Origin of the sequence: Actinomadura sp. NPDC048021 (assembly GCF_040653135.1) — a bacterium.
GTDB lineage: Bacteria > Actinomycetota > Actinomycetes > Streptosporangiales > Streptosporangiaceae > Spirillospora > Spirillospora verrucosospora.
The window spans coordinates 115,889-140,801 of the sequence record NZ_JBEZJQ010000007.1; the positions used below are offsets into that span (position 1 = coordinate 115,889).

A 24,913-nucleotide genomic window follows, 5' to 3' on the forward strand; every position below is an offset into this window, starting at 1 on the left:
CGCACCCTTCACCCTGTCCCTACGGTCGTCGGGAAACGCCAGTGAACCTCTCCGAGAAGCCGACCGGCTTCGTCTCCATGCCGCAGGGCTCCGTCGCGTACTGGCGCGCCGGCACCCCCGGCCGGACCCCGATCGTGTGCCTGCACGGCGGGCCCGGCCTGCCGCACTCCTACCTGGCGCCGCTCGCCCGGCTGGGCGCCGACCGGGAAGTCGTCTTCTACGACCAGGCGGGCTGCGGGGAGTCCGGCCGGCGGCCGCCGGGGCCGTCGTGGACGATCCCGTACTTCGTCGAGGAGCTTCGGGCGGTCGTTGCGGCCCTGGGCCTGGAGGAGTTCCACCTCTTCGGCAACTCCTGGGGCGGATGGCTCGCCCTGGAGTACGCGCTCGGCGACCCGCCCGTGCCGCCGGTTTCTCTCCTGCTCAACAGCTCTCCGCCGAGCGTGGCGAGCTGGATCGGCGGGGTGCGCGCGCTGCGCGCCCGGCTTCCCGAGGACGTGGTCCGGACGCTCGACGAGCACGAGCGGGCCGGCACGGTCCGTTCGCGCGAGTACCGGGACGCCCTCGCCGTCTTCAACCGCCGGCACATGTGCCGGACGCGGCCGTGGCCCGCACCGCTCAAGGACGCGCTCGGCGGCTTCGGCGACGAGGTGTACGCGGCCCTGTGGGGGACGAGCGAGTTCGGCCCGGTCACCGGCGCGCTCGCGGACTGGGACGTCACACCGCGCCTGCCGCGGATACGCGTGCCCACCCTCGTCACCTGCGGGCGCCACGACGAAGCCGCACCGGAGCACATGGCCGTGCTGGCGGACGGCATCGCGGGCGCCAGGTTCCGGGTCTTCGACGACAGCTCGCACATGGCGTTCCTCGAAGAGCCGGACGCCTTCATCGCCGAGACCTCGGCGTTCCTGACCGACGTCGAGGCGCGGCGCCGGTGAACCCTCTCTCGACAAGGACGGGACGATGAGCGAAACCAAGGTCGGCCGGATCGGCCCCAAAACGACGGCGCGAAGCCGGGAGGCGGTGTGCTCCAGCGCGCACCCGCTGGTGACCGACGCGATGCTCGACATCCTGCGCGAGGGCGGCAACGCCATCGACGCGGCCATCGTCGGAAGCCTGCTCAACGCGACGATCCAGCAGGACATGACCGGCCACGCGGGAACGGTCACGATGCTGTTCTGGAACGCCGAGCAGGGCCGGTGCCACGAGCTCAACAGCATGGGCACGATCGTGCCCGGGCTCGCGCCGTTCCGCCCGGTCGCCATCTCGTCGGGGCCGTACACCGCGATCCCGGAGGGCCCCTGCGCGGTCATCCCCGGCTTCATGCCGGGGCTCAAGGCGATGCACGAGCGGTTCGGGTCGCGGCCGTGGGACCGGCTGTGCGCGCCGTCGATCCACTGGGCCGAGGAGGGCCACGAGGTCGACTCCTTCGAACACCTGGTCCTCGGCCACAGCGCCGAGCTGTACATGAACACCGCGTCCGGGCGGCGCCACTTCACCCCCGACGGGCACCTTCCGCAGGCCGGGCAGCGGTGGCCGAAGCCGGAGCTGGCCCGGACGCTGACGAAGCTGGCCGCCGAGGGGCCGGACCTGTTCATCGACGGTGAGTGGGCGCGGCTGTTCGTCGAGCGGGCGAACGAGGTCGGCTGGCCGATCGAGATGCGGCACATGCGCCAGGACGAGCCCCGGTGGGGAGACGGCCTGCGCTACCGGCACGGCGGCGTCGAGGTCGTCCAGCAGGCGCCGCCGGAGCGCCAGGCCGTCATGTCGGCGATGGTCCTCGGCATCCTGCACGAGCTGGGCGTCGCCGAGCTCGGGCACTACGCCGAGTCGCCCGAGTCGCTGTACTACATGGCGCACGCGCTGCGCCGCGCCGCGTACGAGACCGGGTTCATCAACGACCCGGAGGTCTTCGAGGACCCGAGCAGCGTGCTGATGTCGCGGGAGTACCACCGCGCGCTCGCCGCCGTTCTCCGGATGAGCCGCACCAAAGTGGACCTCACCGAGCACGTCCGGCTCACCTCGACGCCGGGCGCGCTGGGCGAGGCGACCGGCCGGTCGGGCGAGTCCGTCGGCAGCTGCGAGCTGAGCGTCGTCGACGCCCAGGGCAACTGGGTCCAGCTCGTCAACACGGTGCAGGGCGGAGGCGTCCCGGGCCAGGTCATCGGCGGCGTCCCGATGATCGGCAGCACCATGACGAGCAGCCTGACCGCCATGCTCGGCGGCTGGCTGACCGGCGGCGGGCGGATCCGCTCGGTCATCGGCAACACGCTGCTCCTGCGGGACGGCCGCCCGTGGCTCGCCCTCGGCACGCCCGGTATCCCGCACATCACGGTGCCGCAGGTCATGACGAGCATCCTCGAACACGGCCTGGACCCGTACGCGGCCGACGACGCGCCCCGCATGCTGCCGCTCGCCGACGACTACTCCGTGACGGTCGAGAGCCGCCTGCCCGCCGAGGTCGTCGCGGAGGTCGCCCGCATGGGGATCCTCGTCCGCCCGATGGCGCCGTACCAGTACCAGATGGGCAGCTTCCACATGACCTGGCGCGACGACACCGGGACGCTCCACGCGTCCGCCGGCCCCCGCCGCGCCGGCCAGGCCGCAGGCCTCTGACCGGCACGGCCGCAGGCCTCTGACCGGCACGCGCACGCCTGGCGCGGTCCCACCGCACCAGGCGTGCGCCACCGGCCGCACCCGCGGCCGGCGGGGTCAGGCGTGCCGCGGGGCGGGCGATGCCTGAGCGGCCGCCCCCCTGCGGGTCTCGCGCATGATCAGCAGGCCGTTGACCACCATCAGCGTCGCGGTCAGGCAGTGGACGCCGAGCGCGGTGGCCACGGAGCCGTGGTGGCCCAGCACGGTGGCCATGTCGCCGTACGCGGCGAGGGCCCCCACCAGCAGCGCCCAGCCCAGCGCCCGGCGCTGGCCCGTCACCAGCAGGACGCCGAAGACCAGGGCCAGGACGACGTCGCGGATCCCCTTGATGATCAGGAAGCCGCCGCCGTCGCCGGACGGCCAGGTCGGCAGGCCGAAGCTCGGCGCGGTGGTCTCCGGGCTCAGGATGAACTCCGTCCCGAACCAGAGGATGAAGAGGACGAAGGCGGCGGCCAGGGCGGTGTTGATGTTCTTCAGCGACATCGTTCTTCTCCTTGCGGGTCTTCGGTGAGCTTGCTGGGTGGTGCGTGGGTCTGGTCAGGCGGCGCGGACGCGGCGGATGTGGCGGGCGTAGCGGGGGCGGCCGATGACGTGCCAGATGCCGCGTACCGGTCTGGGGAGGGCGGAGAGGAGGATGGCCCGTTCGGCCGGGTCCGCGTCCTCCAGGACGAGACCGAAGAGCGTGAGCAGGGTGAGTTTGGGCGTGTGGGCCACCAGGTGGTCGCCCAGGGCGGCCCACTCCTGCTCGGTGATGTGCTCGGCCGCGAGCGGAAGGAGGGTGGCCTCCTCGTCGTCGAGGTGTTCGAGCAGGACCGCGCGGTGCTCGGCGAGGGCCGCCACGAGGGTGTCGCGCTCGTCGGCTCCGGCGGCGGCCTCCCATGCCGGGACGGCGGCTTCCAGCCTCGTCATCGTGGCCGCGACGCGCTCGTGCTGCGCCTCCATGCGCAGAACGACGTCCGCCTCCAGATCCACCCGGGACAGGAGCGGCGGCCACAGCAGCTCGTCCTCGCCCTCGTGGTGGTTCTTCAGCCCGAGCCGGTAGTCGCGGAAGTGGTCGGCGATCACCTTGGCGCGGGCGGTGTCACCCGGGGCGACCGCCGCGACGAGCTCCATGAGCAGCCGCGACTCGCGGCGGAAGGCGCGGTGGACGATCTCCATGTCCTGGGTGTCGACGCTCATCCTGTCCTGCCCTTCATCCGTCCTGTTCGACGTGCTCAAGGCTGCTCCCGGACGTTTGGAAGGCACTTGGAGCCGACTTGGAACGCCTCCGCCGGCCGCGCGTACGATGTGTGGCCTCATGGTCTTGATCAGGGTGCTGGGCTCGTTCGCGGCCGAGGCGGGGGGCGAGCCCGTTCCTCTCGGCGGACCGCGGCAGCGGGGCGTCCTGGCCCTGCTCCTGGCCGCGCGCGGGCACGTCGTGCCGGTCGACCGGATGGTCGAGGACCTGTGGCGCGGCGAAGCGCCGTCCCGCGCCCTGGCGTCGTTGCAGGCGTACGTCTCCAACCTGCGCCGCCTGCTGGAGCCCGGCCGCCCGCCGCGGGCCCCGGCGCGCCTTCTGGTGAGCGCGGCGCCCGGCTACGCGCTGCGGCTGCCGCCGAGGTCGGTGGACGCGTGGCGCTTCGAGGAGATGCTCGACGAGGCCCGCGCGCTCGCCGATCCCCGTGACGCCCGCGCCCGGCTGGACGAGGCGCTGGCGCTGTGGCGCGGACCCGCGTTCGCCGAGGTCGCCGACGAGCCGTGGGCCGCGGCCGAGACCGCCCGGCTGAACGAGCTGCGGGTGGTCGCCCGCGAACTGCGCGTCGCCGCGGGGCTGCGGCTCGGCGACCCCGCGGCGGTGGTTCCCGAGGCCGAGGGCCTCACCCGCGACGAGCCCCTGCGCGAGGAGGGCTGGCGCATGCACGCTCTCGCGCTGTGGAGCAGCGGGCGCCAGGCCGACGCCCTGGCCGCCCTCCGCCGCGCCCGCGCCGTCTTCGCCGACGAGCTGGGCCTCGACCCCGGCCCGGACCTGGTGACCTTGGAAGAGGCGATCCTCACCCAGCGCACGGAGGTCCTCCGCTCGGCTGTTCCCGCCCCAGCGTCCCGTTCCCAGGCGACCGCGCCGCCGCCTCCGAAGAACGGGCCCGGCGCGACAACGTTCGTGGGACGTGAGGGCGAGCTCGCGGCGCTGGTGGCGGCCGCCGGGGAGGCCACCGCCGATGGGGCGCGGGTTGTGCTCGTCACCGGGGAGGCGGGTCTCGGCAAGTCGACGCTCCTTGAGCACTTCGGGGCGCGGCTCGGACGGGACGGGTGGCTCGTCGCCGCCGGGCGCTGTCCCGAGGTGGACGGCGCGCCGCCCGCGTGGGCGTGGGTCGAGGCACTGCGGACGGTGGCGTCGAGCGTCCCGCCGGGAGAGTTCGCGGACGACCTGGCGCCGCTGCTCTCCGACTCCGCGACGATGGACGACGACGCGGCGGCCGGACGGTTCCGGCTGCGGCGGGCCGTGTGGAACTGGCTCGCGGCGGTCGCCGCCGACCGGCCGGTAGCCGTCGTCCTGGACGACCTCCACTGGGCGGACGCCGCCACGCTGGAGCTTCTCCGCGGTTGCGTCGGCGCACGGGCCCCGATCCTGGTCGTCGCGGCGTACCGCGCGGACGAGAGCGAGCGCCTCACCGACACTCTCGGGTCCCTCGCCCGCGCCGCGCCGCTCCGGCTGGACCTGCCCGGACTGGAAGGCGACGCCGTCGCGGAACTCGTACGCGCCGAGTGCGAGGCCGACGACGCGACCGTGGCCGGGATCGCGGAGCGAACCGGCGGGAACCCGTTCTACGTGCGGGAAAGCGCGCGGCTGCTGAACGGCGAGGGCGCGCTGGTCGCGCTCTCCGAGGTACCCGACGGTGTACGGGACGTGCTGCGGCGCCGGCTCGCGCGCCTCCCGCAGAGCGGCGTGTCCGTGTTGCGGCTGGCGGCCGTGGCCGGCCGGGAGAGCTCGGTGGACGTGCTCGTGCGGGCCGCCGACTCCGACGAGGACGGCGTGCTGGACGCCCTGGACGCGGGCGTCATCGCCGGGCTGCTCGACGAGCCCGGACCCGGGCGCGTCCGGTTCGTTCACGCGCTGGTCAGGGACACACTGGTCGCCGACGTCACCCGGTTGCGGGCCACCAGGATGCACGCCCGGATCGCGGCCGCCCTGGAGGGCACCGGCGACGTCGCGGCGCTCGCCCACCACTACGCGCGGGCGGGATCGCCGAAGGCCGTCGGCTACTGCGTCCGGGCCGCCGAGCTGGCCGAGGCGCGCTACGCCCACGACGTGGCGGTCGCGCTCCTCACCGACGCCGTCGCCAACTCCAGCGAACCGGACGAGCGCGCCGACCTGTTCGGCAGGCTGCTGCGCGCGCAGGTCAGGGCCGGGGCCGTCGCCGCGGCGCGGGCCACGCGCGAGCGGGCCGCGGAGTACGCCGAATCGATCGGCCGCGACGATCTGGTGATCGCCGCGTTCACCGCCTGGACCGAGCCGACCCCCTGGCAGGCCCGCACGTACGGCACGGTCGACCGTCCCGTCGTCGACCGCCTCGTCCGCCTGCTCGAGCGGACCGACCTCGCCGCCGACGTGCGGTCACGCCTCCTCACCGCGTACGCCGCCGAGCTGGCGGGCGAGGACGACCCGACGGCCATGGCGGCGGCGGGGGAGGCGCTCGAACTCGCCACCGACCCCCGCCTCCGGGCCGCGGCGCTCGTGATCCTGGCCGGCGGCCCCGACGGGGAGGAGCACGCCCGCGAACTGGTGGAGATCGGCGTCGAGCACGACCTGCCCGTCTACCGCGTGACCGGGCTGCTCGACCAGGCCGCGATCGCCGCCGCGGCCAACGACCCCGCGACCATGCGCCGCGCGACGGGGGAGGCGCTCGACCTCGCCCGCGCCTACCGGATGCCGGAGGCGATCAGCGCCGCCGAGATCGCACTGGCGACCCTGGTGCTCATCGAGGGCCGGTTCACCGACGCCCGGCGCCTCTACACCGAGGCCACCGAACGCATGGAGCGCGCCGGATCGGTGCACGCGGGCTTCCTCGGCCTCGCCCTGGCGGTGATCTGGCTGAACGAGGGCACGCTCGGCGACCACCTGGACGACGTGCGCGCTCTCCACGAGGCGCTCGGCCCGATGGTCACCGACCTGCTCGCGCTCGCCCTCCACGCCGCCGGCCGCACCGGCGAGGCGCGCCGGGCCCGCACGTCACCGCCCCCGATCCGGCCCGACTTCTTCTTCACCTTCCTGACGAGCCTGCGCGCGATGGCGATCGTCGCCCTGAACGACCGCGACGCCGCCGAGGAGATCTACGCGGACCTGCTGCCCCACCGCGACGGCCCCCCGGCCGGCGCGGAGAGCGTCTCGCTGGCCCTGCGCCCGGTCGCCCACACCCTCGGCGAACTCGCCCTCCTCCTTGGCCGCGACGACGAGGCCGCCGCCCACTTCGCCGAAGCCGCCGCCATAGCCGCCCACTGGAACGCCCCCCACTGGTCCGCCGCCGCCCGCACCCACGCCCCGCCTCCAGCCACTCACAACAGCCGCTAATGCGGGTTTAACCCTCTGGGGGGTCTTATGGGCGGGCCGGGGCAGGGTGCTTCGGGGAGAGGGCCGACCATGAGGGTTTGGGTTCTGGGTGTTGTCGCGGGGCTTGTGCTGGGTGTCGCCGGGTGTGGGGGCGATGGGAAAGAGAGCGGGGTCGCCAGTGCTGGTGGGGTGGCCTCGGCCTCTGCTTCGCCCAGCAGGTCGGTCTCTCCGGAGGACGCTCAGCTGAAGTTCGCGCAGTGCATGCGGGACAACGGGGTGGACGTTCCTGACCCGGGGAGTGGGGACGGGCACGCGATGCGGCTGGGGAAGGGCGGTGACCGCTCGAAGCTGGAGGCGGCGCTGAAGAAGTGCCAGTCGTGGCTTCAGGCGGGCGGGAAGATGCCCGACCTCAAGGATCCGAAGGTGCGCGACCAGTACGTCGAGTTCACCCAGTGCATGCGCGAGCACGGGGTCGACATCCCGGATCCGGGGCCGGACGGGCAGATCAAGCTTCCGACCGGGCAGGTCGACCGGGGGCAGGCAGAGAAGGCGCGGGAGGCGTGCAAGGGCAGCCTGCCGGGGGTCGGGAAGTGAGGCGGGTCGCGGTCGCGGGTGGGGCCGCCGCCGTCGTGGTGGTGGTCGGCGGCGCCCTTGCCTGGAGCCGGGACGGGGGCCAGGCGCAGGGGGCGCAGATTCCGTTGGCGACGGCGGTGGTGAGCCGGGGCGATCTCGTGGACACCGAGAAGGTGGACGGGAAGCTCACCTATGCCGATGTCCGGGACGTGTGGATCGGGGCGTCCGGGGTGGTGACCTGGGCGCCGGAGGAGGGTGCGACCGTTCGGCGCGGGGAGGCGCTCCTGTCGGTGGCGGGCAAGCCCGTGACGTTGATGTACGGCGCTCGGCCCATGTACCGGGCGCTGCGTGAGGGCGTCTCCGGGAAGGACGTCCGGCAGCTCGAAGAGAACCTGCGGGCTCTCGGGTACGGCGGCATGACCGTGGACGGGGAGTTCACCGGGGCCACGACCGCCGCTGTCGAGAAATGGCAGGACGACCGGGGGCTGGCGGAGACCGGTCAGGTCGACCCCGGGCAGGTCGTGTTCTCGGACGGGGCCGTGCGGGTGCGGGAGGTCAAGGCGCCCGAGGGGAAGCGGATCGCTCAGGGGCAGCCCGTCCTGACGGTGGCCGGGACGAGGCGGGTCGTGCACGTCGATCTGGAGGCCGACAAGCAGGATCTCGCCAAGAAGGGGGCCCGGGTGTCGGTGGAGCTCCCCGGCGGGGCGTCGGTGAAGGGGACGATCAGCGAGGTCGGCAGCGTCGCCCGGACGACCGGTTCGGGGCAGGACCAGAAGACCACGGTCGGCGTCGACATCTCGATCGGGGACGCCGGGACGGGACGGCTGGACGAGGCGCCGGTCAGCGTCGAGTTGGAGAGCGAGCGGCGCGAAGGCGTCCTGTCGGTTCCGGTGGAGGCGCTGCTGGCGCTGCGGGAGGGCGGCTTCGGGGTCGAGGTCGTCGACGGGTCCAGGCGCCTGGTGCCCGTTCGGGCCGGGGCGTTCGGCGGCGGGCGGGTCGAGGTGGCCGGGGACGGGCTGCGCGAGGGCATGAAGGTCGGGGTGCCCGCCGAATGAACGACAGGGGCGCGGACATCGTGGAGCTGGCCGGGGTGGTCAAGGAGTACGGGGGCGGTGTCGCGGCTCTCCGGGGCGTCGACCTGGTGATCGCGCCGGGGGAGCTGGTGGCGATCGTCGGGCCGTCGGGGTCGGGGAAGTCGACGCTGCTGCACATGATCGGGACGCTGGACCGGCCGACGCGGGGGAGCGTGCGGGTCGCGGGGCACGAGGTCGCGGGGCTCGGGGACCGGGAGCTGTCGGCGCTGCGGGCGCGGCACATCGGGTTCGTGTTCCAGCAGTTCCACCTCGCCGCGGGGGTGAGCGCCCTCGACAACGTCGCCGACGGGCTGCTCTACCGCGGGGTCGGGCTGCGGGAGCGGCGGGAGCGGGCGCGGGCGGCGCTCGGACGGGTCGGGCTGGCGGAGCGGACGGCGCACCGGCCGCACCAGCTGTCGGGCGGCGAGCAGCAGCGGGTCGCGGTCGCGAGGGCGGTCGTGGGCGAGCCCGACCTGCTGCTCGCCGACGAGCCGACCGGCAACCTCGACTCCGCCGCGGGCGCCGAGGTGCTCGCCCTGCTGGACGAGCTGAACCGCGCCGGCACCACCGTCGCGGTCATCACGCACGACGCGGAGGTGGCGGCGCGGGCGCCGCGGCGGGTGCGGGTCCGGGACGGTCTGATCGTCGCGGACGAGCGGGCCGGGACGGTGAGCCGATGAGGCCCGCGCGGCTCGGTGCGGGCGACGTGCTGCGCGTCGGGCTCGGCGGGCTCCGGGCCCGTCCGGCGCGGGCGGTGCTGTCGGCCCTCGGGATCGCGATCGGGATCGCCACCATGGTCGCCGTCATCGGGATCTCCTCCTCCAGCAGGGAGGACCTGCTCCGGCGGCTCGACCGGCTGGGCACGAACCTGCTGACGGCGAAGCCGGGCGACACGCTGTTCGGCGACAAGGCGCAGCTGCCCGAGACGGCGCCGGAGATGGTGCGGCGGATCGGGACGGTCACGGCGGTCGGCGCGACAGGGTCGGTGGAGGCCACCGTCCGCCGCACCGACCGGATCCCGGAGGAGGTCACGCAGGGCATCGCCGTGCAGGCCGCCACGGCGGGGCTGCTCGGCACGCTCGACGTGGCGCCGGCGAGCGGGCGGGCGCTGGACGCGGCGACCGGGGGCCGTCCCGCCGTCGTGCTCGGGTCGGAGGCGGCGCGGCGGCTCGGCCTGGACCGGGCGGGCGGCCAGGTCTGGATCGGCGGCCGGTGGTTCGTCGTCCTCGGCGTGCTGCGGCCGGCGGAGCTGGCCCCGGAGATCGACCGCTCCGCCCTCGTCGGCTGGGACGCCGCCCGCCGGTACCTCGGCTTCGACGGCCACCCCACGACGATCTACGAGCGCTCCGCGGACGCGTCGGTCGGCGATGTCCGGGACGTCCTGGCCCGGACGGTCGACCCGGAGCATCCGGAGCAGGTCCAGGTCAGCCGGCCCTCCGACGCCCTGGAGGCGCGGGCCGCGGCGTCCGGGGCGTTCACCGGGCTGCTGCTCGGGCTCGGCGCCGTCGCGCTGCTCGTCGGCGGGGTCGGGGTCGCCAACACGATGGTGATCTCGGTGCTGGAGCGGCGCCGCGAGATCGGGCTGCGCCGGTCGCTCGGCGCCACCCGCGGCCAGGTGCGGGTCCAGTTCCTCGCCGAGTCGCTGCTGCTGTCGGCGTTCGGAGGCGCGGCCGGGGTCGTGCTCGGCGCGGCGGTGACGGCCGGGTTCGCGCTGTGGAAGGGGTGGCCGCCGGTCGTGCCGGCGTGGGCGCTCGGCGGCGCGCTCGCCGCGACCCTGGTGATCGGGACGGTCGCGGGACTGTACCCGGCGGCGCGGGCCGCGCGGCTGCCCCCGACCGCGGCGCTGGCGACCGCGTGAGACTGGTCACGATCTGTCCGATCGGTGCATGATTGGGGCGACGTCGACCCGCCCTGGGGGAGGTGCCCCAACCGCCATGCCGGTGCCACGCCCGCTCCGCGAGCGCTGCAGGGAGTTCCTCGGCATCGACGGGGAGATCCGCTACATCTTCCCCGCGATGACCTACGGCGGCGGTGCGGGGTTCGTCTTCGTCGTCACCGGCGACCAGGTCGCCGTGATCTCCACCGGCCCGCTGAGCCGCAGCACCCCGAAGAGCATCTGGGGCAGCTACCCGCGCGGCACCCGGATCGGGCCGGTGGAGACGGGCGTCGGGGCGTCGTTCGAGTTCGGGGGCGCGGTGTTCGAGCTCGACGACGAGTACGTGCCGGTCGTCAACGCGGCCGACGCCGAGGTCTTCGCCCGCGACAGCCTTCCCCGCGACCCGCTGCCCGACCTGTGACGCGGCGTCAGGACGTGGGCGCCGGCTCGGTGGCCTTGGCCGGGGCGGGCTTGGACGGCGACGGGCTGCGCAGGAACAGCACCATCACCGGCACCAGGTAGGCCGCCCACATGACCAGCTGAAGCCACGTGATCTGCGGGGTGACGTTCAGGACGCCCTGGAAGACGGTCTGCATCCAGTCGCCGGCGCCGCCGAACTTGGCGAAGAAGGCGTGCGGCTCCAGCGCGACCGCGTGCAGGCCGGGGAACACCTCCGCCTCCTGCAGGTCGTGGAAGCCGTAGCCGAAGACGCCGGCGGCGACGACGATGAGCGCGGCGCCCGTCCAGGTGAAGAACCGCTTGAGGTTGATCTTGAGGCCGCCGCGGTAGAGCAGGTAGCCGAGGGCGACGGCGACGGCGAGGCCGAGGAACGCGCCGGTGATCGGCTGGGCGGACCCGCCGGAGGAGTTGGAGATGTTGGTCCACAGGAACAGCGCCGTCTCCAGCCCCTCGCGCCCGACGGCCAGGAACGCCACCGCCGCGAGGGCGACCGGCCCGACGTCGAGCGCGCCCTCCAGCCTGCCCTCCAGTTCGGCCTTCATGAACCGGGCGGTCTTGCGCATCCAGAAGACCATCCAGGTGACCAGCCCCACCGCGATGATCGACAGGACGCCGCCGAACAGCTCCTGCGTCTTGAACTGCATCTCCGACGACGCGGCGCTCAGCGCGATCCCGAACCCGCACGCCAGGACGACGGCGGCGCCGATGCCCGTCCAGACGGGGAGCAGGGCCCGGCGGTTGCCGGTCTTCACCAGGTACGCGATCAGGATGCTCACGACCAGGGCGGCCTCGAGCCCCTCACGCAGGCCGATGAGGAAGTTGCCCAGCAGCATCGACGTACTCCTCGGGGGATCAACACACACGTTTTAGGCAAAGCTAACCTAAGCCAGTGTGTGCCTCGCGGCCGCCCCCGTGCAAGTCCGCCTACAGCTCACCTTTGCTTTCGAGGCGGAGGAACGCCTTGGCGATCGGCTGCGCGGTGAGCTCGACCTGCCAGCCGCGGGCGCCGAGGTCGCGCAGGGCGGCGCCGATCGCGGACGGCGACGACTCCGCGGGGGGCGTCCACGCCAGCCGGCGGACGTAGTCGGGTTGCACGAGGTTCTCCGACGGCATCGAGTGCTCGTCGGCCAGCGCGGCGACGACGGCGCGGGCGGCGGTGAGCCGCTTGGCGGCCTCCGGGTCGCGGTCGGCCCAGCGGTGCGCGGGCGGCGGCCCGTCGCCGGGCAGGTTCGACTCGGGCAGCCCGCGCTCGCCGAGCTCGCGGGCGCGGGCGACGGCGCGCAGCCACGCCGACTGGTGCCGGCGGGCGCCGCGGCCCCGCATCGTCGGCAGGGCCTGCAGCTCGGCCGGGGTCTTCGGCGACTTCTGCGCCAGCTCGATGATCGCCGCGTCCTGCAGCACCCGGCCGGGGGACAGGTCCCGCTCGCGGGCGATCTTGTCGCGCGCCTCCCAGACCTCGCGGACGGCGGCGAGCGCCCGCCGGTTGCGCACCCGGTGGATGCCGGACGTGCGGCGCCACGGGTCGGGGCGCGGCGGCTTCGGCGGCGTGGTCAGGATCGCGGCGAACTCCTCGCGCGCCCACTCCAGCTTGCCCGCCGCCTCCAGCTCGCCGTGGAGCGCGTCGCGCAGCTCGACCAGCAGCTCGACGTCGAGCGCGGCGTAGCGCAGCCAGTCCTCCGGGAGGGGGCGCGTCGACCAGTCGGCCGCCGAGTAGCCCTTCTCCAGCACGTAGCCGAGGACGTTCTCGACCATGGAGCCGAGCCCCACCCGGGGGTAGCCGAGCAGCCGCCCGGCCAGCTCGGTGTCGAACAGCCGGCGCGGGACGAGGCCGACCTCGGCCAGGCACGGGAGGTCCTGGTTGGCGGCGTGCAGCACCATCTCGGCGTCGGCGAGCGCGGCGTCGAGCCCGGACAGGTCGGGCAGCGCGACCGGGTCGATCAGCGCGGTGCCGGCGCCCGCGCGGCGCAGCTGGATCAGGTAGGCGCGCTGGCCGTACCGGTAGCCGGAGGCCCGCTCGGCGTCGACCGCGACGGGACCGGTGCCGGCGGCGAACGCCGCGATGACGCGTTCCAGGTCGGCCGGAGCGGTGAGCACCGGCGGGACGCCCTCGCGCGGCTCCAGCAGCGGGATGGCAGGGGGACCGGTGTCGGCCTCCGCGCCCGCCGGGCCGGGGCCCGGCCCGGCCGGACCGGGAACGCTCCCGGGAGGGGTCGCCGCCGTCTTCTCCGCACCGGCGCCCCGTTCGGGGCCGGTGGCGCGCGTTTCGGACACTCCCACTTCTTCCGTGTTCTCCCCCGCCGCCTCGGTTTCGGACGCTGTGCTCACGCCCCCTACCGTACGTCGCTCAGCCGCCCCCGCCGCCCGGCCGGTCCGGCAGGGCGGTCACACCGGTGGGCGGAAGCCCCGCCGTGGTGCACATCACCTCGCACCAGGCCAGCACGTGACCGGCGAGGTCGTCGCCCGTCGGGGACCACGAGGCGCGCAGCTCCAGCTCCGTGGTGGAGGGCTCGTCGCTCTTGTCGCCGAAGCTCTCCGACACCGCGCGGGTGATCGTCCCCGACACCCCCGCGTAGCCGGCGGGCTCCAGGGCCTCCAGCAGCCAGTCCCACGCGACGGAGCCGATCAGCTCGTCGGCGGCGATGTCGGGCTCCAGGTCGGCGCGGATGTAGGCGACGACGCGGAAGCCGTTCGTCCATCCGGAGCGGCCCTCGGGGTCGTACAGCACGATGAGGCGGCCCATGGCGACCTCGGTGTCGTCGTCGCGGTAGACGCTGCCGGACATGGCCGCCGCGTAGGGCGCGAGGCTCTGCGGGGCGGGCATGTCCTCAAGGTCGAGCTCCGGCCGGAGGGCGGGCCCGTCGAGGATCTCGCGCAGCGTGTCGACGGCCCGCTGGAAGGCGGGTGGGTTCATGGGCGGACCGGCCTGATCGCGGGGGAGGGACGGGTCGCCGGGCCCCGGCTCGGGCCGGTGGCGGCGGGGCGGGGCGGCGCCGCGGGGGGCGGCGGGAGGACGTGGAGGGGAGGCAGGCACGGCACGGGTTTCGTCTCGGGGGCCGGGCCGGTCAGGCCACGGCCCGCGCGGTGGCGGCGTCGCCGCGCGCCCGGGCGGTCTCGGAGGCCCGGGGGCGGGCCGGGGCGGTGGCGGCGGGCGGCAGGCCGACCAGGACGGCCGAGCCGCAGTCGGCGCAGGCTCGCTCGGGGCACTCCTCGCCGTGCCCGTCCTCGCACGGCGGCTGCTCGAACACCCGTTCATCACCGCAGGTGAAGCAGTACAAGGGGGAACCTCCCTCGGCTATGACACGCATCACGTTCGCACGCGCCGGTGACAGAATGCGGGACTTCGCTCGGCGTGTCCGGAAGTTCGTTGCGCCTCACGCGCCACTCCGGTGCTCTCCCGTCGGCGTTTCGTGGGACCATCGCAACGTGACCGCTGACGCAGCCCGTTCGAACGACCACTCCGCGCGGACGCCTGACAACGGCGGCCTCGCCGAGAGCCCCTTCCTGCTGGCCTGCCGGCGCCGTCCGGTGCCGCACACGCCGGTGTGGTTCATGCGCCAGGCGGGGCGCTCCCTGCCGGAGTACCTGCGGGTCCGCGAGGGCGTCCCGATGCTGGAGTCGTGCACCCGCCCGGACATGATCGTGGAGATCACGATGCAGCCGGTGCGCCGGTACGCGGTCGACGCGGCGATCTTCTACAGCGACATCATGGTGCCGCTCCGGGCGGTCGGCGTCGACCTCGACATCAAGCCCGGCGTCGGCCCGGTCATCGCCGATCCCATCCGCGACGCCGCGGGCCTGGACGTGCTGCGCCCCCTCTCGCCCGACGACGTCCCGTACGTGACCGAGGGCGTGGAGGGCCTGGTCGGAGAGCTGGGCGCGACGCCGCTCATCGGGTTCGCGGGGGGCCCGTTCACGCTCGCCTCGTACCTGATCGAGGGCGGCCCGTCCAAGAACCAAGAGCGCACCAAGGCCATGATGTACGGCGAGCCGCGGCTGTGGAACCGGCTGATGGAGCGGCTGGCCGACCTCACGATCGCCTTCCTGAAGGTGCAGATCGCGGCCGGTGCGAGCGCCGTGCAGGTCTTCGACTCGTGGGTGGGCGCGGTCGCCGCGGAGGACTACCGCGAGTCCGTCCTGCCGCACGCCCGCCGCATCTTCGCCGAGATCGAGCCGCTCGGCGTCCCGCGCATCCACTTCGGCGTCGGGACGGGCGAGCTGCTCGGCCTGATGGGCGAGGCCGGGGCCGACGTCGTCGGCGTCGACTGGCGGGTGCCGCTGGACGAGGCCGTCGGCCGCGTCGAGCCGGGCAAGGCCCTGCAGGGCAACCTCGACCCGGCGGTCCTCTTCGCCCCGTGGGAGATCGTGGAGCGCCGCGCCCGCGACGTGCTGGCCCGCGGCCGCACCGCCGAGGGGCACATCTTCAACCTCGGCCACGGCGTCCTGCCGTCCATGGACCCGGACGTGCTCGCCCGCCTCGCCGACCTCGTCCACGAGGCGAGCGCCGAGGACCCGCGCTAGGCGGGCGGCGGCGGCCCCTGCGGGGGCTCCTCGCCCGCGCCGACGGCGGCCTTCGCGTTCTCCGGCTCCGGCTCCGGCGTTTGCTCCGAGGCCGGTGCGGAGTCGGCGTCGCGGGCCGCGGACCGGGCGCGCCTCCGGCGGCGCAGGGCCAGCGCCGGCAGCCCGATCACGGCCGCCGCGACGAGGAACGGCAGCAGCCAGCCCAGCACGGCGGCGACGCCGCCGACGAACGCGGTGAACGCGTGCCAGCCGTTCTCCAGCCCGCCGACGAAGCCGCCGCGGGGCTCGTCCCTCTCGGGCGGCGAGGTCCTGCTCACCAGGGTCACGGTCACGGTCGCGAACTGCGTGCGGTGGGCGAGCGACTTCTGGCGCGCCTGGAGCGCCTCCAGGTCGGCCTCCCGCTCGGAGATCTCCTGCTCGATGCTCATGATCTCGCCGACGGAGCCCGCCCGGCCGAGCAGCTTGCGGAACGACTCCAGCGTGGCCTTCGCGGACCGCACCCGCGCGTCGACGTCGGCCACCTCGCCGGTCACGTCCTCGGCCTGCTGGCCGAGCGACAGCTTGGTGCCGAGGTCGGCGCCGAGCCGGCCCAGCACCTCGGCGTACCGGTCACTCGGGATCTTGAGCGCGATCTCCGAGCGGGCCGGGTCGCTCGACGTCGACTCCCGCTCGACGTAGCCGCCCGCCGCGGCGACCAGCTGCTTGGCCTTGGCGGCGGCGGCCTCCACGTCCTTGGCCCGCACCCGCAGGTCGGCGGTCTGGACGACCTCGCGCCCGGTGGGCAGGGGCTTCTCCGGCCGTTTCGCGGTCCCGCTCTGCGGGACGCCCTCGGCGCGCTGGGCGCCGCTGCTCGGGAGGGCCGGCGCCGTGGCCACGCCGCGGGGGGCGGTGTCCGACGCTCCGGAGGACTGGCCGCCGCCGCCTCCGCACGCGGCCATGCCCGCCGCCAGCGGCAGGACGAGCAGTGCGCAGGTGATGCTCCTGACGATCCGCATGGGGCTTGGACGGAGTGCGGCGGATCACCGTTCCCCGGGGCCGGTCGCGATCCGGGAACGAAGCGGGCACGCGGCGGTCACGGGCCGCCGGTGATCAAGGGCCGTCGGTGAGGACGACCGGCCCGCCGACGTTCACGGACCCGAGCGTCCACAGGGCGCCGGTGCCGGGGACGACGGCGAGCGCGGTCGCGTAGACGTTGCTCCGGTTCGGCACGGCGGTGGTCGGGACGCGCTCCCAGGCCCCGCCGTCGTAGCGGAGCAGGCCGGGCTTGGCGGGCTCGTCGAGCGAGTGCCCGATCGCCCACAGCGTCCCGTCCCCGCCCCGGACGATCCGGGTGAGCGCGTTGAGGCCGGGGGGCGGAGTGACGCCCGTCCAGGCCGTGCCGTCCCAGTGCATCAGGACGGGCGAGGCCGGGGAGGTGCGGTAGCTGATGCCGGTGGCCCAGGCGTCGGTGGGGGAGAGGGCGATCATGTCGGTGAAGCCCGTCCCGGGGACGGGCTCGTGCACCGGGACGCTCTGCCAGGAGTGCCCGTCCCAGTGGCGTGCGGTGAGCGTCTGGTCGGCGGCGGAGACGGTGCCGAGGAACCAGATGTCGTCGTCCGCCCGGATGTAGGACGCGTTCTGCTGCATGTCCGGGATCGCGGTGACGCGCGTCCAGGTGTCGCCCGTCCGGCGGTAGACGGCGCCGGCGGTGGCGACCCACACGCCGTCGGCCCTCGCCTGGAGGTTCGCGCCGACGGCGCCGGGCGGCAGCGCCACCTGCTCGAACCGCGAGCCGGTGAAGCGCGCCGCGTACGGCTCCGGCGCCGTGCCGCCGGAGCCGTACTTCGGGCCGGTGATCCACACGTCCTCGGGACCGGCCGCGTCGACGTCGGTGATGGTGCCGCGGCTGGACAGGTTCTGGAGGTCGTACTCGACCCAGCGGGCGTCCTTCCAGCGCCGGACGACGGGGTTTCCGGGGATGCTCTGCCCGGTTCCCGGGATCGGTCCGGGGATCACGAGTTCGCCCTGGTTCCCGGCGATCCAGACGCTGTCGGCCGAGGCGGCGTCCACGTCGTAGAGGCTGTTGTTCGGCCAGAAGAACGGCAGCGCGACCGGCGTGAACTCGCCGCGGGCCGCGCCCGACGCGGGGGACGCGAGCCCGCCGGCCGCGAGCGCCGCCGCCGTGAGGGCGGCCGTGAGGAGGGTGGAGGTCTTCCGAGGCATCATGTTCGCCAGTATTCACTGGCATGGTTTTGAGATCTTGTCATCTCCGTGACAAGAATCCGGCGCCCGGGCGCGGCGCCGGGCCCGCCCCGGTGCGCGATCCGGCGAGGCGTCTGGAAGGCTGGAGGCATGACCACGTCCCATGCCGTTGTCGTCGGGGGCGGCATCGCGGGCCTCGCCGCCGCGCGCGTGCTCGTCCGGGAGGGCGTCCGGGTGACCGTCCTGGAGGGCGCCTCCCGGATCGGCGGAAAGCTGCGGGTCAGCGAGATCGCCGGGATCCCGGTGGACGAGGGCGCCGAGTCGATGCTCGCACGCCGCCCCGAGGGCCTGGACCTGGTGCGCGACCTCGGCCGCTCCGGCGAACTCGTGAACCCCGGCACCACCTCCTCGGCGATCCTCAGCCGCGGCGCGCTGCGGCCCATCCCGTCCGGCCAGGTGATGGGCGTCCCGTCCGACCTGAAGGCGCTGGCCGCCGCGCACGTGCTGTCGCCGGCCGGGCTCGCGCGCGTCCCGCTGGACCTCGTGCTGCCGGAGACGCCGCGCGGCGGGGACGTGTCCGTCGCCGGCTACATCGGCGCCCGCCTCGGCGGCGAGGTCGTCGACCGGCTCGTGGAGCCGCTGCTCGGCGGCGTGTACGCGGGACGGGCCGAGCTGCTGTCCTTCGAGTCCACGCTGCCCGCCGTCGCCGCCGCCGCGCGGTCCCACCGGTCGCTGATCCACGCCGTCCAGGGGATCCGGGACGCCGCGCCGAAGGACCCGGGCCCGGTGTTCGCCACGCTGCCGGACGGGCTCGGCACGCTCCCGCACCTGGTCGCCGCCGACATCGCCGAGGCGGGCGGGACGGTCAGGACCGGCGCCACGGTCCGCGAGCTGCGCCGCCGCGAGGACGGCTGGCGCCTCACCGTCGGGTCCGCCCGCGACCCCGAGTACCTCGACGCCGACGCGGTGGTGGTCGCGGTCCCGGCGGCCCCGGCGTCCCGCCTGCTGGAGCCGGACGTCCCCGCCGCCGCGCGGGAGCTCGGCGGCATCGAGCACGCCAGTATGGCGATCATCACGCTCGCCTACCGGGCGACCGCGTTCCCGCGGCTTCCGGAGGGCAGCGGCTACCTCGTCCCGAACGTGGAGAGCGACACGGCCCGCGGCGGCCGGGGGGTCAAGGCCGTCACGTTCAGCTCGCTGAAGTGGCCGCACCTGCGCGACCGCGACCCGGGCGTCGTCGCGGTGCGCTGCTCCATCGGCCGGTACGGCGAGGAGCACCTGCTCCAGCGGGCCGACGAGGAGCTCGTCGCGACCGCCATGGCCGAGCTCGCCGCGACGTGCGGCGTCACCGAGCTTCCGGTCGAGAGCCGGGTGACCCGGTGGGGCGGCGGCCTCCCGCAGTACAACGTGGGCCACGCCGACCGCGTGGCCAAGGTCCGGGCCGCGGTCGCCGGAGCGCCGGGGCTGGCCGTCGCGGGCGCCGCCTACGACGGCCTCGGCATCCCCGCGTGCATCGCCTCCGCGCGCGCGGCGGCGCTCCGCGTCCTGGACCATTTGCGCAGTCGAGAAGGAGTTGGACCATGACGGAGCAGCAGGGCAAGCCGAAGGCGCGCGAACTCAACAACGTGATCCGCTACACCATGTGGTCGGTGTTCCGGGTCGCGAAGCCGGGGACCGTGGGCGAGCAGGCGGCGGCGGAGGTGCAGGACCTCCTCGACCAGGCCGCCCAGAAGGACGTCACCACGCGCGGCGCCTACGACGTCGCGGGCCTGCGGGCGGACGCCGACTACATGTTCTGGTGGCACGCGCCCACGTCCGACGACCTGCAGGAGGTCTACACGCGGTTCCGGCGGACGGCGCTGGGCCGTGCGAGCGAGCCGGTGTGGTCGCAGATGGCACTGCACCGCCCGGCGGAGTTCAACAAGAGCCACATCCCCGCGTTCCTCGCCGACGAGGAGCCCCGCGCCTACGTGTGCGTGTACCCGTTCGTCCGCTCCTACGAGTGGTACCTGCTGCCGGACGACGAGCGCCGCGCGATGCTCTCCGAGCACGGCCTGATGGCGCGCGACTACCCCGACGTCCGGGCCAACACGGTGTCGGCGTTCGCGCTCGGCGACTACGAGTGGATGCTGGCGTTCGAGGCCGACGAGCTGCACCGCATCGTCGACCTGATGCGGCACCTGCGGGGGGCGAAGGCGCGCCTGCACACCCGCGAGGAGGTGCCCTTCTACACGGGTCGCCGCAAGCCGGTCGCCGAGCTGGTCGCCGGGCTGGCCTAGCGTCCGCCGCCGGGCCGTTCCGGCCGCCCGTCAGGTGGCGGGCGGCATCAGGTCCGGCCCGCCGTCCTCCACGGCGAGGACGACTCTGCGCAGCAGGTCGGCGAGCTGCTCCCGCTCGGCGTCCGTGAGCACGCCCAGCAGGGCGTGCTCCGTGGCCGCCGACGCTCCGATCGTGTCCTGCCAGGCCCGGTGCCCCTGGTCCGTCAGATGGACCAGGAGGCGCCGGCGGTCGGCGGGGTCGGGTGCGCGCACGACGTACCCGTCCTTCTCGAGCCGGTTCAGCCTGCCGGTGAGCGTGGCCGGGTGGGTGCCCAGGGCCTCGGCCAGCCAGGTCGGGGCGGCCCGGTAGGGCGGCCCGACCGAGCGCAGCCGCCACAGGATGTCGTACTCCCACCCTTCGAGGCCGTGCTCGGCGAGCCCGGCCTCCTTGTCCTGCCGCAGGAACCGCACGAGGACCTGCATGCGGGTCACCGCGCCTTCGATGTGGGGGTCGAGGTCGGGCAGCTCGCTGGTCCAGTGGGCGATGTGCCGGTCGATCGAGTCCGTCGCCGTGTCCTTCACCGGCGGAATATTATCATTGCAAATATTATGATTCCGTAGTAATTTCGGCGGCCCCGAGATCAGGAGGCCGCATGTCCCCATGGCCAGAAGACTTCGCCGGCAGGCTCGACGAGCACACCGTCGACAGCGAACTGCTTCGCGGCAACCCGCTGGGAGACCCGCACCGCAGGCCGCTGTGGGTCTACACGCCCCCCGGCTACGACGACGAGCCCGGGCGCCGCTACCCGGCCGTCTACATGCTGCTGGGCTTCACCGGAAGGCTGGAGGCCTGGAGCAAGGCGCCCACCGCCTACCGCAGGCCCGTGCCGGTCGCCGTCGACGAGCTGTTCGCGCGGGGCGCGGCGCCGCCCATGATCATGGTGTTCGTGGACGCCTGGACGGCCTACGGCGGAAGCCAGTACGTCGACTCGACCGGGACGGGCCGGTACCACTCCTACCTGTGCGAGGAGATCGTCCCCTGGGTGGACGCCCGCTACCGGACGCTCGCCGCCCGCGACCACCGCGCCATCGCGGGGAAGTCGAGCGGGGGCCTGGGCGCCATGGTCACCTCGATGCTGAGGCCCGACCTGTTCGGCGCGTTCGCCACCCACTCCGGCGACGCCCTGTCGGAGGCCCAGTACATCCCCCACTTCCTGTGGGCCGCGCGGCATCTGCGCGCCTACGACGGCGACATCTTCTCCTGGTGGGACGACTTCCGCTCCCGGGTCGCCTTCACCAAGGAGGAGGACATGCGGCTGCTGGAGATCCTCGGGGTGTCCGCCTGCTTCTCGCCCGGCGCCGACGGCACGCCGCTGCTGCCCTTCGACCCGGTCACCGGGGCGCTGCGGCCGCGGATCTGGGAGCGCTGGCTGGAGTGGGACCCGGTCCGGATGGCGCCCGCGCACGCCGAGGCGCTGCGGTCCATGCGGGCCATCTGGATCGACGCGGGGACCCGCGACGAATGGTTCCTGGACCTCGGCGCGCTGGCCTTCCGCGACGCCGTCGAGCAGGCGGGCGTGCCGCCGGAGAACGTCTTCTTCGAGCTCTTCGACGGCGGCCACCACGCGGTCGAGTACCGCCAGCCCCAGGCCGTCGCCTGGCTCGCCCACCGCCTGGCCGCCGGCTGACGCGCCGCCGGTGGCCCGGCGGGCCCATGGAAAACTCCCTGCTCGCCCGTAATCTGACCGGGTTCGGCGTCCCTCCGCGAGGATCCCGCCGTTCCTATTCCGGATCGCGCGTGGGGCGGGGGCGGCCGGCAGTAAAGTGCCGTCCGTGACCAAGTCTCCCGCCCGGCACGCCCGCGGACGGCACGCCCGGCCGCCGTCCGAGTTCTCGGCCCGCCTGCACCGCCTGCTCGCGTCCCTTCGCGAGTCCCGCAGGCGCCGGCTGGGCGTCGCGGGGGCGGTGACCGCGACGGCCGCGGTGCTCGCGGCCGTCGCCGTCCTGGCGCTGCCCGGCGGCTCGGGGCCCGCGCCCCGCGCCGCCGTCGCCGCCCGCACGGCCACCGTCCCGTCCCCGAACGAGCGCGTCGCGGCCGCCGCCGACCCCGACGAGATCACCGACGCGGTGCCGTACTTCGAGACGAAGGACCCCGGCAGGAAGGTCGTCAAGCACGTCACCGACGTCCGCCGCAGCGGCAGCTTCGTGCGCGTCTACACCGACCTCGGGGAGGCCGACGAGAACTCCGAGCCGGCCATCGACCTGTGCAAGTGGACGACCCAGTTCCTGAGGGACGGCGGCGACGACGAGCCCCGCGTCTTCGTCCACGGCAAGAGCGACGACAACGGCAGCGTCGTCCTGGCCAACAAGCAGAGCGACAAGGACGACTGCGAGGTCCCCGAGACCCCTTAGTAGTTGCCGGATCCCCCGGAGTTCGAGTCGTAGTAGTAGCCCGAGTACTGCGTGTCGGACAGGCGGCTCTGCTCGGTGTTCCGGTTGACCCCGCTCAGGGCCCAGGCGTAGGGCAGGTCGAGCGGCTTGGGGTTGTCCATCTCCATGACCTGGCGGAGCTTGGCGTCCTCGACGGCGGCCGTGCCCAGCACGGCGAGCCGTCTCACCGCGCCCGGCCCGGTGCCCTTCAGCGCGCCCGGCCCGGACGCGGTGCCGGACTCGGCGTCCGCGCGGAGCCTCCGCCGGGCCGCCCTGCCCTCGCGCGTCGGCCGGAGCCGGCCGCGGAACCCCCGGCGCAGGAGGCCCCTCCCGACCAGGCCGCCCGCGACGGCGGCCACCTCGTCGGATTCGGCGACCGCGTCGAGGACGTGGCCGAGCTGGATGCCGGTGTCGGGGACCTCGTCGAGAAGCGCGGCCTGGATCCCGTCGCCTGCCTCGCGCTCGACGACGGTCACGCGGCGCGTGCCCCGCGAGACCCGCACGCGGCGCCGTTCGTAGAGGGCGAGCAGGGCGCACTGCGCGGCGCGCGTGGGCCCGCCGCAGAGCAACGCGGTCTCGTAGGGGGTGAACTCGTCCACGGCGGCTCCCCGGGGGGCTGGCGGTCACTTCCGCGTTCGTCGATGTGACGCGTCAGGGCCCGGGGAGGTTGCGTCATTCGGCCGGTTCGAGGGTGAGCGAGATCGAGTTGATGCAGTACCGGTCGTCGGTCGGGGTGTCGTAGCCCTCGCCGTGGAAGACGTGCCCGAGGTGCGAGTCGCACACCGCGCAGCGGACCTCGGTGCGGACCATCCCGAGGGAGCGGTCCTCGATCAGCGTGACCGCGTCGGAGTCGGACGGCGCGAAGAACGACGGCCAGCCGCAGTGGCTCTCGAACTTGGTCTCCGACCGGAACAGCTCGGTCCCGCACGCGCGGCACCGGTACACGCCGACGGTCTTGGTGTCGGTGTACTCGCCGGTGAAGGGCTTCTCGGTGCCCGCCTCACGCAGCACGCGGTACTCCTCCGGGCTGAGCCGGGCCCGCCACTCGTCCTCGCTTTTGCGGATCTTCTCCATGGGTTCGACCGTACCCGGCGCGGGTGCGCGGGAGGACTGTCGTGCCCGTGGGTTAACGTGCGGTTATGGCCTCGCCCTTCATCGAGATCCCGGTCGGGGATCGGCTCGTCAAGGTGACCAATCCCGACAAGGTCTACTTCCCCGAGCACGGCTACACCAAGCGGCAGCTCGTGGAGTACTACCTGGCCGTGGGGGAGGGGATCCTGCGCGCCACCCGCGACCGCCCGACGACGCTGGAACGCTGGCCCGCCGGGGTCTTCGAGGGCGCCAGGATGGCCACCCGCGAGGACTACGCCCGCGGCCAGGCGGGCATGGGCGCGGGCAAGTCGGACGCCTTCTACCAGAAGCGCATCCCGAAGGGCGCGCCCGACTGGGTGCGGACCGCCCGGATCGCCTTCCCCAGTGGCCGCTCCGCCGACGAGGTCTGCCCGACCGAGGTCGCCGTGATCGCCTGGGCGGCCAACCTCGGGACGCTGACCTTCCACCCGTGGCCCGTCCGCAAGGGCGACGTCGACCATCCGGACGAGCTGCGCATCGACCTCGACCCGCAGCCCGGCACCGACTTCTCCGACGCCGTCCGGGTGGCGCTCGGCCCGGCCCGCGACCTGCTGTCGGAGCTGGGCTACACCGGGTACGTCAAGACGTCCGGCAAGGGCGGCGTGCACATCTACGTCCGCATCGAGCCGCGCTGGACGTTCACAGAGGTCCGCCGGGCCGCCCTCGCCTTCGGTCGCGAGGTGGAGCGCCGTGCCCCCGCCGAGGTCACCACGCGGTGGTGGAAGGAGGAGCGGGGCGAGCAGGTCTTCATCGACTTCAACCAGAACGCGCGCGACCGCACGATCGCGTCGGCCTACAGCGTCCGGCCGGCCCCGCACGCGCCGGTGTCGGCGCCCGTGACCTGGGACGAGCTGCCCGACGTCCACCCGCACGACTTCACCATCGCCACGATGCCGGCCCGCTTCGCCGAGGTGGGCGACCTGCACGCCGCGATCGACGACGCGTCCTTCTCCCTCGACGCCCTGCTCGACATGGCCGACCGCGACGAGAAGGACCACGGCCTCGGCGACATGCCGTACCCGCCGAACTACCCGAAGATGCCGGGGGAGCCCAAGCGCGTCCAGCCCAGCAAGGACACCGACAACCACTAGGGAATCTCCGCCGCACGGCCCCGAGCATCTGACGGGCCCGGTCACCGGCTTCCTCCTCCGGCGAAGGGCTGACCGATCGTCTTCACCTGCTGGGGGCCGCGAGGGCCTCGCGTCGTGACGGGCGTGAGGCCCGCCGCCTCGGGGGC

24 protein-coding genes and 1 pseudogene are annotated in these 24,913 nt (G+C 74.2%); 14 read left to right on the plus strand and 11 right to left on the minus strand.

What is annotated here, in order from left to right; all coding sequences use genetic code 11:
* Positions 1-41: 41 nt before the first annotated feature.
* Both AB0C87_RS13810 and AB0C87_RS13815 read left to right on the plus strand, forming a co-directional pair.
* The gene (locus AB0C87_RS13810) at positions 42-935 is read left to right on the plus strand and encodes a proline iminopeptidase-family hydrolase (RefSeq protein WP_345177366.1); all 894 of its coding nucleotides are present in this window, start codon (positions 42-44) and stop codon (positions 933-935) included.
* 25 nt (positions 936-960) lie between these two features.
* A complete protein-coding gene (locus AB0C87_RS13815) occupies positions 961-2,613 on the plus strand; it encodes a gamma-glutamyltransferase (protein WP_360577686.1) in 1,653 nt (550 codons plus the stop codon).
* Between the two features lie 96 nt (positions 2,614-2,709).
* Here AB0C87_RS13815 and AB0C87_RS13820 read toward each other — a convergent pair whose 3' ends face one another.
* Both AB0C87_RS13820 and AB0C87_RS13825 read right to left on the minus strand, forming a co-directional pair.
* Positions 2,710-3,135, minus strand: coding sequence for a DUF4267 domain-containing protein (locus AB0C87_RS13820; protein ID WP_360577688.1), 426 nt, complete (start codon positions 3,133-3,135; stop codon positions 2,710-2,712).
* A gap of 54 nt (positions 3,136-3,189) precedes the next feature.
* Positions 3,190-3,831 carry a hemerythrin domain-containing protein gene (locus AB0C87_RS13825; protein ID WP_360577690.1) on the minus strand — a complete coding sequence of 214 codons (642 nt, stop codon included), beginning with the start codon at positions 3,829-3,831 and terminating at the stop codon, positions 3,190-3,192.
* Between the two features lie 118 nt (positions 3,832-3,949).
* Here AB0C87_RS13825 and AB0C87_RS13830 point away from each other — a divergent pair, with 118 nt between their 5' ends.
* The 6 genes from AB0C87_RS13830 (at position 3,950) to AB0C87_RS13855 (ending at position 11,120) form a co-directional block, all read left to right on the plus strand.
* Positions 3,950-7,198: a BTAD domain-containing putative transcriptional regulator gene (locus AB0C87_RS13830; protein ID WP_360577691.1), complete on the plus strand. Its 3,249-nt coding sequence runs from the start codon at positions 3,950-3,952 to the stop codon at positions 7,196-7,198.
* 255 nt (positions 7,199-7,453) lie between these two features.
* Positions 7,454-7,771: a hypothetical protein gene (locus AB0C87_RS13835; protein ID WP_360577693.1), complete on the plus strand. Its 318-nt coding sequence runs from the start codon at positions 7,454-7,456 to the stop codon at positions 7,769-7,771.
* Positions 7,768-8,805 (plus strand): peptidoglycan-binding protein, encoded by a 1,038-nt coding sequence (locus tag AB0C87_RS13840; RefSeq protein WP_360577695.1) that lies wholly within the window; start codon positions 7,768-7,770, stop codon positions 8,803-8,805. The genes AB0C87_RS13835 and AB0C87_RS13840 overlap by 4 nt, the downstream gene beginning before the upstream one ends.
* Positions 8,802-9,503, plus strand: a complete 702-nt coding sequence (locus tag AB0C87_RS13845) for an ATP-binding cassette domain-containing protein (protein WP_353833901.1) — start codon at positions 8,802-8,804, stop codon at positions 9,501-9,503. Before AB0C87_RS13840 ends, AB0C87_RS13845 begins: the two co-directional genes overlap by 4 nt.
* Positions 9,500-10,681, plus strand: coding sequence for an FtsX-like permease family protein (locus tag AB0C87_RS13850; protein ID WP_353833900.1), 1,182 nt, complete (start codon positions 9,500-9,502; stop codon positions 10,679-10,681). The genes AB0C87_RS13845 and AB0C87_RS13850 overlap by 4 nt, the downstream gene beginning before the upstream one ends.
* Positions 10,682-10,757: 76 nt before the next feature.
* Positions 10,758-11,120 (plus strand): hypothetical protein, encoded by a 363-nt coding sequence (locus AB0C87_RS13855; protein ID WP_345177290.1) that lies wholly within the window; start codon positions 10,758-10,760, stop codon positions 11,118-11,120.
* Between the two features lie 7 nt (positions 11,121-11,127).
* Here the strand turns inward: AB0C87_RS13855 and efeU are convergent, their stop codons facing one another.
* The 4 genes from efeU to AB0C87_RS13875 form a co-directional block, all read right to left on the minus strand.
* On the minus strand, positions 11,128-11,991 hold the full coding sequence (gene efeU, locus AB0C87_RS13860) for an iron uptake transporter permease EfeU (RefSeq protein WP_345177287.1): 864 nt from the start codon (positions 11,989-11,991) through the stop codon (positions 11,128-11,130).
* 91 nt (positions 11,992-12,082) lie between these two features.
* Positions 12,083-13,288 (minus strand): ribonuclease D, encoded by a 1,206-nt coding sequence (locus AB0C87_RS13865; RefSeq protein WP_360577849.1) that lies wholly within the window; start codon positions 13,286-13,288, stop codon positions 12,083-12,085.
* Between the two features lie 214 nt (positions 13,289-13,502).
* Positions 13,503-14,069, minus strand: a complete 567-nt coding sequence (locus tag AB0C87_RS13870) for a DUF3000 domain-containing protein (protein WP_345177285.1) — start codon at positions 14,067-14,069, stop codon at positions 13,503-13,505.
* A gap of 151 nt (positions 14,070-14,220) precedes the next feature.
* Complete coding sequence (locus tag AB0C87_RS13875; RefSeq protein WP_345177284.1) at positions 14,221-14,433, minus strand: hypothetical protein; 213 nt, start codon at positions 14,431-14,433, stop codon at positions 14,221-14,223.
* 229 nt (positions 14,434-14,662) lie between these two features.
* Here AB0C87_RS13875 and hemE point away from each other — a divergent pair, with 229 nt between their 5' ends.
* Positions 14,663-15,676 (plus strand): uroporphyrinogen decarboxylase, encoded by a 1,014-nt coding sequence (gene hemE, locus AB0C87_RS13880; RefSeq protein WP_345177615.1) that lies wholly within the window; start codon positions 14,663-14,665, stop codon positions 15,674-15,676.
* Here the strand turns inward: hemE and AB0C87_RS13885 are convergent.
* Both AB0C87_RS13885 and AB0C87_RS13890 read right to left on the minus strand, forming a co-directional pair.
* Complete coding sequence (locus AB0C87_RS13885) at positions 15,673-16,671, minus strand: DUF4349 domain-containing protein (RefSeq protein ID WP_360577697.1); 999 nt, start codon at positions 16,669-16,671, stop codon at positions 15,673-15,675. The two genes, hemE and AB0C87_RS13885, sit on opposite strands and share 4 nt — an antisense overlap.
* A gap of 94 nt (positions 16,672-16,765) precedes the next feature.
* Positions 16,766-17,881 (minus strand): hypothetical protein, encoded by a 1,116-nt coding sequence (locus AB0C87_RS13890; RefSeq protein WP_360577699.1) that lies wholly within the window; start codon positions 17,879-17,881, stop codon positions 16,766-16,768.
* 126 nt (positions 17,882-18,007) lie between these two features.
* Here AB0C87_RS13890 and hemG point away from each other — a divergent pair, with 126 nt between their 5' ends.
* A complete protein-coding gene (gene hemG / locus AB0C87_RS13895; protein WP_360577701.1) occupies positions 18,008-19,441 on the plus strand; it encodes a protoporphyrinogen oxidase in 1,434 nt (477 codons plus the stop codon).
* Complete coding sequence (gene hemQ, locus AB0C87_RS13900; RefSeq protein ID WP_345177277.1) at positions 19,438-20,136, plus strand: hydrogen peroxide-dependent heme synthase; 699 nt, start codon at positions 19,438-19,440, stop codon at positions 20,134-20,136. Before hemG ends, hemQ begins: the two co-directional genes overlap by 4 nt.
* Positions 20,137-20,166: 30 nt before the next feature.
* Here hemQ and AB0C87_RS13905 read toward each other — a convergent pair whose 3' ends face one another.
* Complete coding sequence (locus AB0C87_RS13905) at positions 20,167-20,697, minus strand: MarR family transcriptional regulator (RefSeq protein WP_345177275.1); 531 nt, start codon at positions 20,695-20,697, stop codon at positions 20,167-20,169.
* 71 nt (positions 20,698-20,768) lie between these two features.
* Between AB0C87_RS13905 and AB0C87_RS13910 the strand changes: the two genes are divergently transcribed.
* Positions 20,769-21,803, plus strand: a complete 1,035-nt coding sequence (locus tag AB0C87_RS13910; RefSeq protein WP_360577703.1) for an alpha/beta hydrolase-fold protein — start codon at positions 20,769-20,771, stop codon at positions 21,801-21,803.
* Between the two features lie 145 nt (positions 21,804-21,948).
* The gene (locus AB0C87_RS13915) at positions 21,949-22,527 is read left to right on the plus strand and encodes a hypothetical protein (protein WP_353833893.1); all 579 of its coding nucleotides are present in this window, start codon (positions 21,949-21,951) and stop codon (positions 22,525-22,527) included.
* On the opposite strand, the pseudogene AB0C87_RS13920 reads toward AB0C87_RS13915, so the two are convergent.
* Both AB0C87_RS13920 and msrB read right to left on the minus strand, forming a co-directional pair.
* Positions 22,524-23,147: pseudogene (locus AB0C87_RS13920) on the minus strand (TIGR04222 domain-containing membrane protein); the annotation flags it as partial. The gene AB0C87_RS13915 and the pseudogene AB0C87_RS13920 sit on opposite strands and share 4 nt — an antisense overlap.
* 70 nt (positions 23,148-23,217) lie before the next feature.
* Positions 23,218-23,619: a peptide-methionine (R)-S-oxide reductase MsrB gene (gene msrB, locus AB0C87_RS13925; RefSeq protein WP_345177270.1), complete on the minus strand. Its 402-nt coding sequence runs from the start codon at positions 23,617-23,619 to the stop codon at positions 23,218-23,220.
* A gap of 65 nt (positions 23,620-23,684) precedes the next feature.
* Between msrB and AB0C87_RS13930 the strand changes: the two genes are divergently transcribed.
* Positions 23,685-24,767, plus strand: a complete 1,083-nt coding sequence (locus AB0C87_RS13930; RefSeq protein ID WP_353833892.1) for a DNA primase small subunit domain-containing protein — start codon at positions 23,685-23,687, stop codon at positions 24,765-24,767.
* Positions 24,768-24,913: the final 146 nt, after the last annotated feature.

Bases quoted from the DNA above. Each gene is read 5' to 3' on its own strand.
- AB0C87_RS13815 (WP_360577686.1), top strand. From the start codon at position 961: ATGAGCGAAACCAAGGTCGGCCGGATCGGCCCCAAAACGACGGCGCGA.
- AB0C87_RS13820 (WP_360577688.1), bottom strand. From the start codon at position 3,135: ATGTCGCTGAAGAACATCAACACCGCCCTGGCCGCCGCCTTCGTCCTC.
- AB0C87_RS13825 (WP_360577690.1), bottom strand. From the start codon at position 3,831: ATGAGCGTCGACACCCAGGACATGGAGATCGTCCACCGCGCCTTCCGC.
- AB0C87_RS13830 (WP_360577691.1), top strand. From the start codon at position 3,950: ATGGTCTTGATCAGGGTGCTGGGCTCGTTCGCGGCCGAGGCGGGGGGC.
- AB0C87_RS13845 (WP_353833901.1), top strand. From the start codon at position 8,802: ATGAACGACAGGGGCGCGGACATCGTGGAGCTGGCCGGGGTGGTCAAG.
- AB0C87_RS13850 (WP_353833900.1), top strand. From the start codon at position 9,500: ATGAGGCCCGCGCGGCTCGGTGCGGGCGACGTGCTGCGCGTCGGGCTC.
- AB0C87_RS13855 (WP_345177290.1), top strand. From the start codon at position 10,758: ATGCCGGTGCCACGCCCGCTCCGCGAGCGCTGCAGGGAGTTCCTCGGC.
- efeU (WP_345177287.1), bottom strand. From the start codon at position 11,991: ATGCTGCTGGGCAACTTCCTCATCGGCCTGCGTGAGGGGCTCGAGGCC.
- AB0C87_RS13870 (WP_345177285.1), bottom strand. From the start codon at position 14,069: ATGAACCCACCCGCCTTCCAGCGGGCCGTCGACACGCTGCGCGAGATC.
- AB0C87_RS13885 (WP_360577697.1), bottom strand. From the start codon at position 16,671: ATGCGGATCGTCAGGAGCATCACCTGCGCACTGCTCGTCCTGCCGCTG.
- AB0C87_RS13890 (WP_360577699.1), bottom strand. From the start codon at position 17,881: ATGATGCCTCGGAAGACCTCCACCCTCCTCACGGCCGCCCTCACGGCG.
- hemG (WP_360577701.1), top strand. From the start codon at position 18,008: ATGACCACGTCCCATGCCGTTGTCGTCGGGGGCGGCATCGCGGGCCTC.
- hemQ (WP_345177277.1), top strand. From the start codon at position 19,438: ATGACGGAGCAGCAGGGCAAGCCGAAGGCGCGCGAACTCAACAACGTG.
- AB0C87_RS13910 (WP_360577703.1), top strand. From the start codon at position 20,769: ATGTCCCCATGGCCAGAAGACTTCGCCGGCAGGCTCGACGAGCACACC.
- msrB (WP_345177270.1), bottom strand. From the start codon at position 23,619: ATGGAGAAGATCCGCAAAAGCGAGGACGAGTGGCGGGCCCGGCTCAGC.
- AB0C87_RS13930 (WP_353833892.1), top strand. From the start codon at position 23,685: ATGGCCTCGCCCTTCATCGAGATCCCGGTCGGGGATCGGCTCGTCAAG.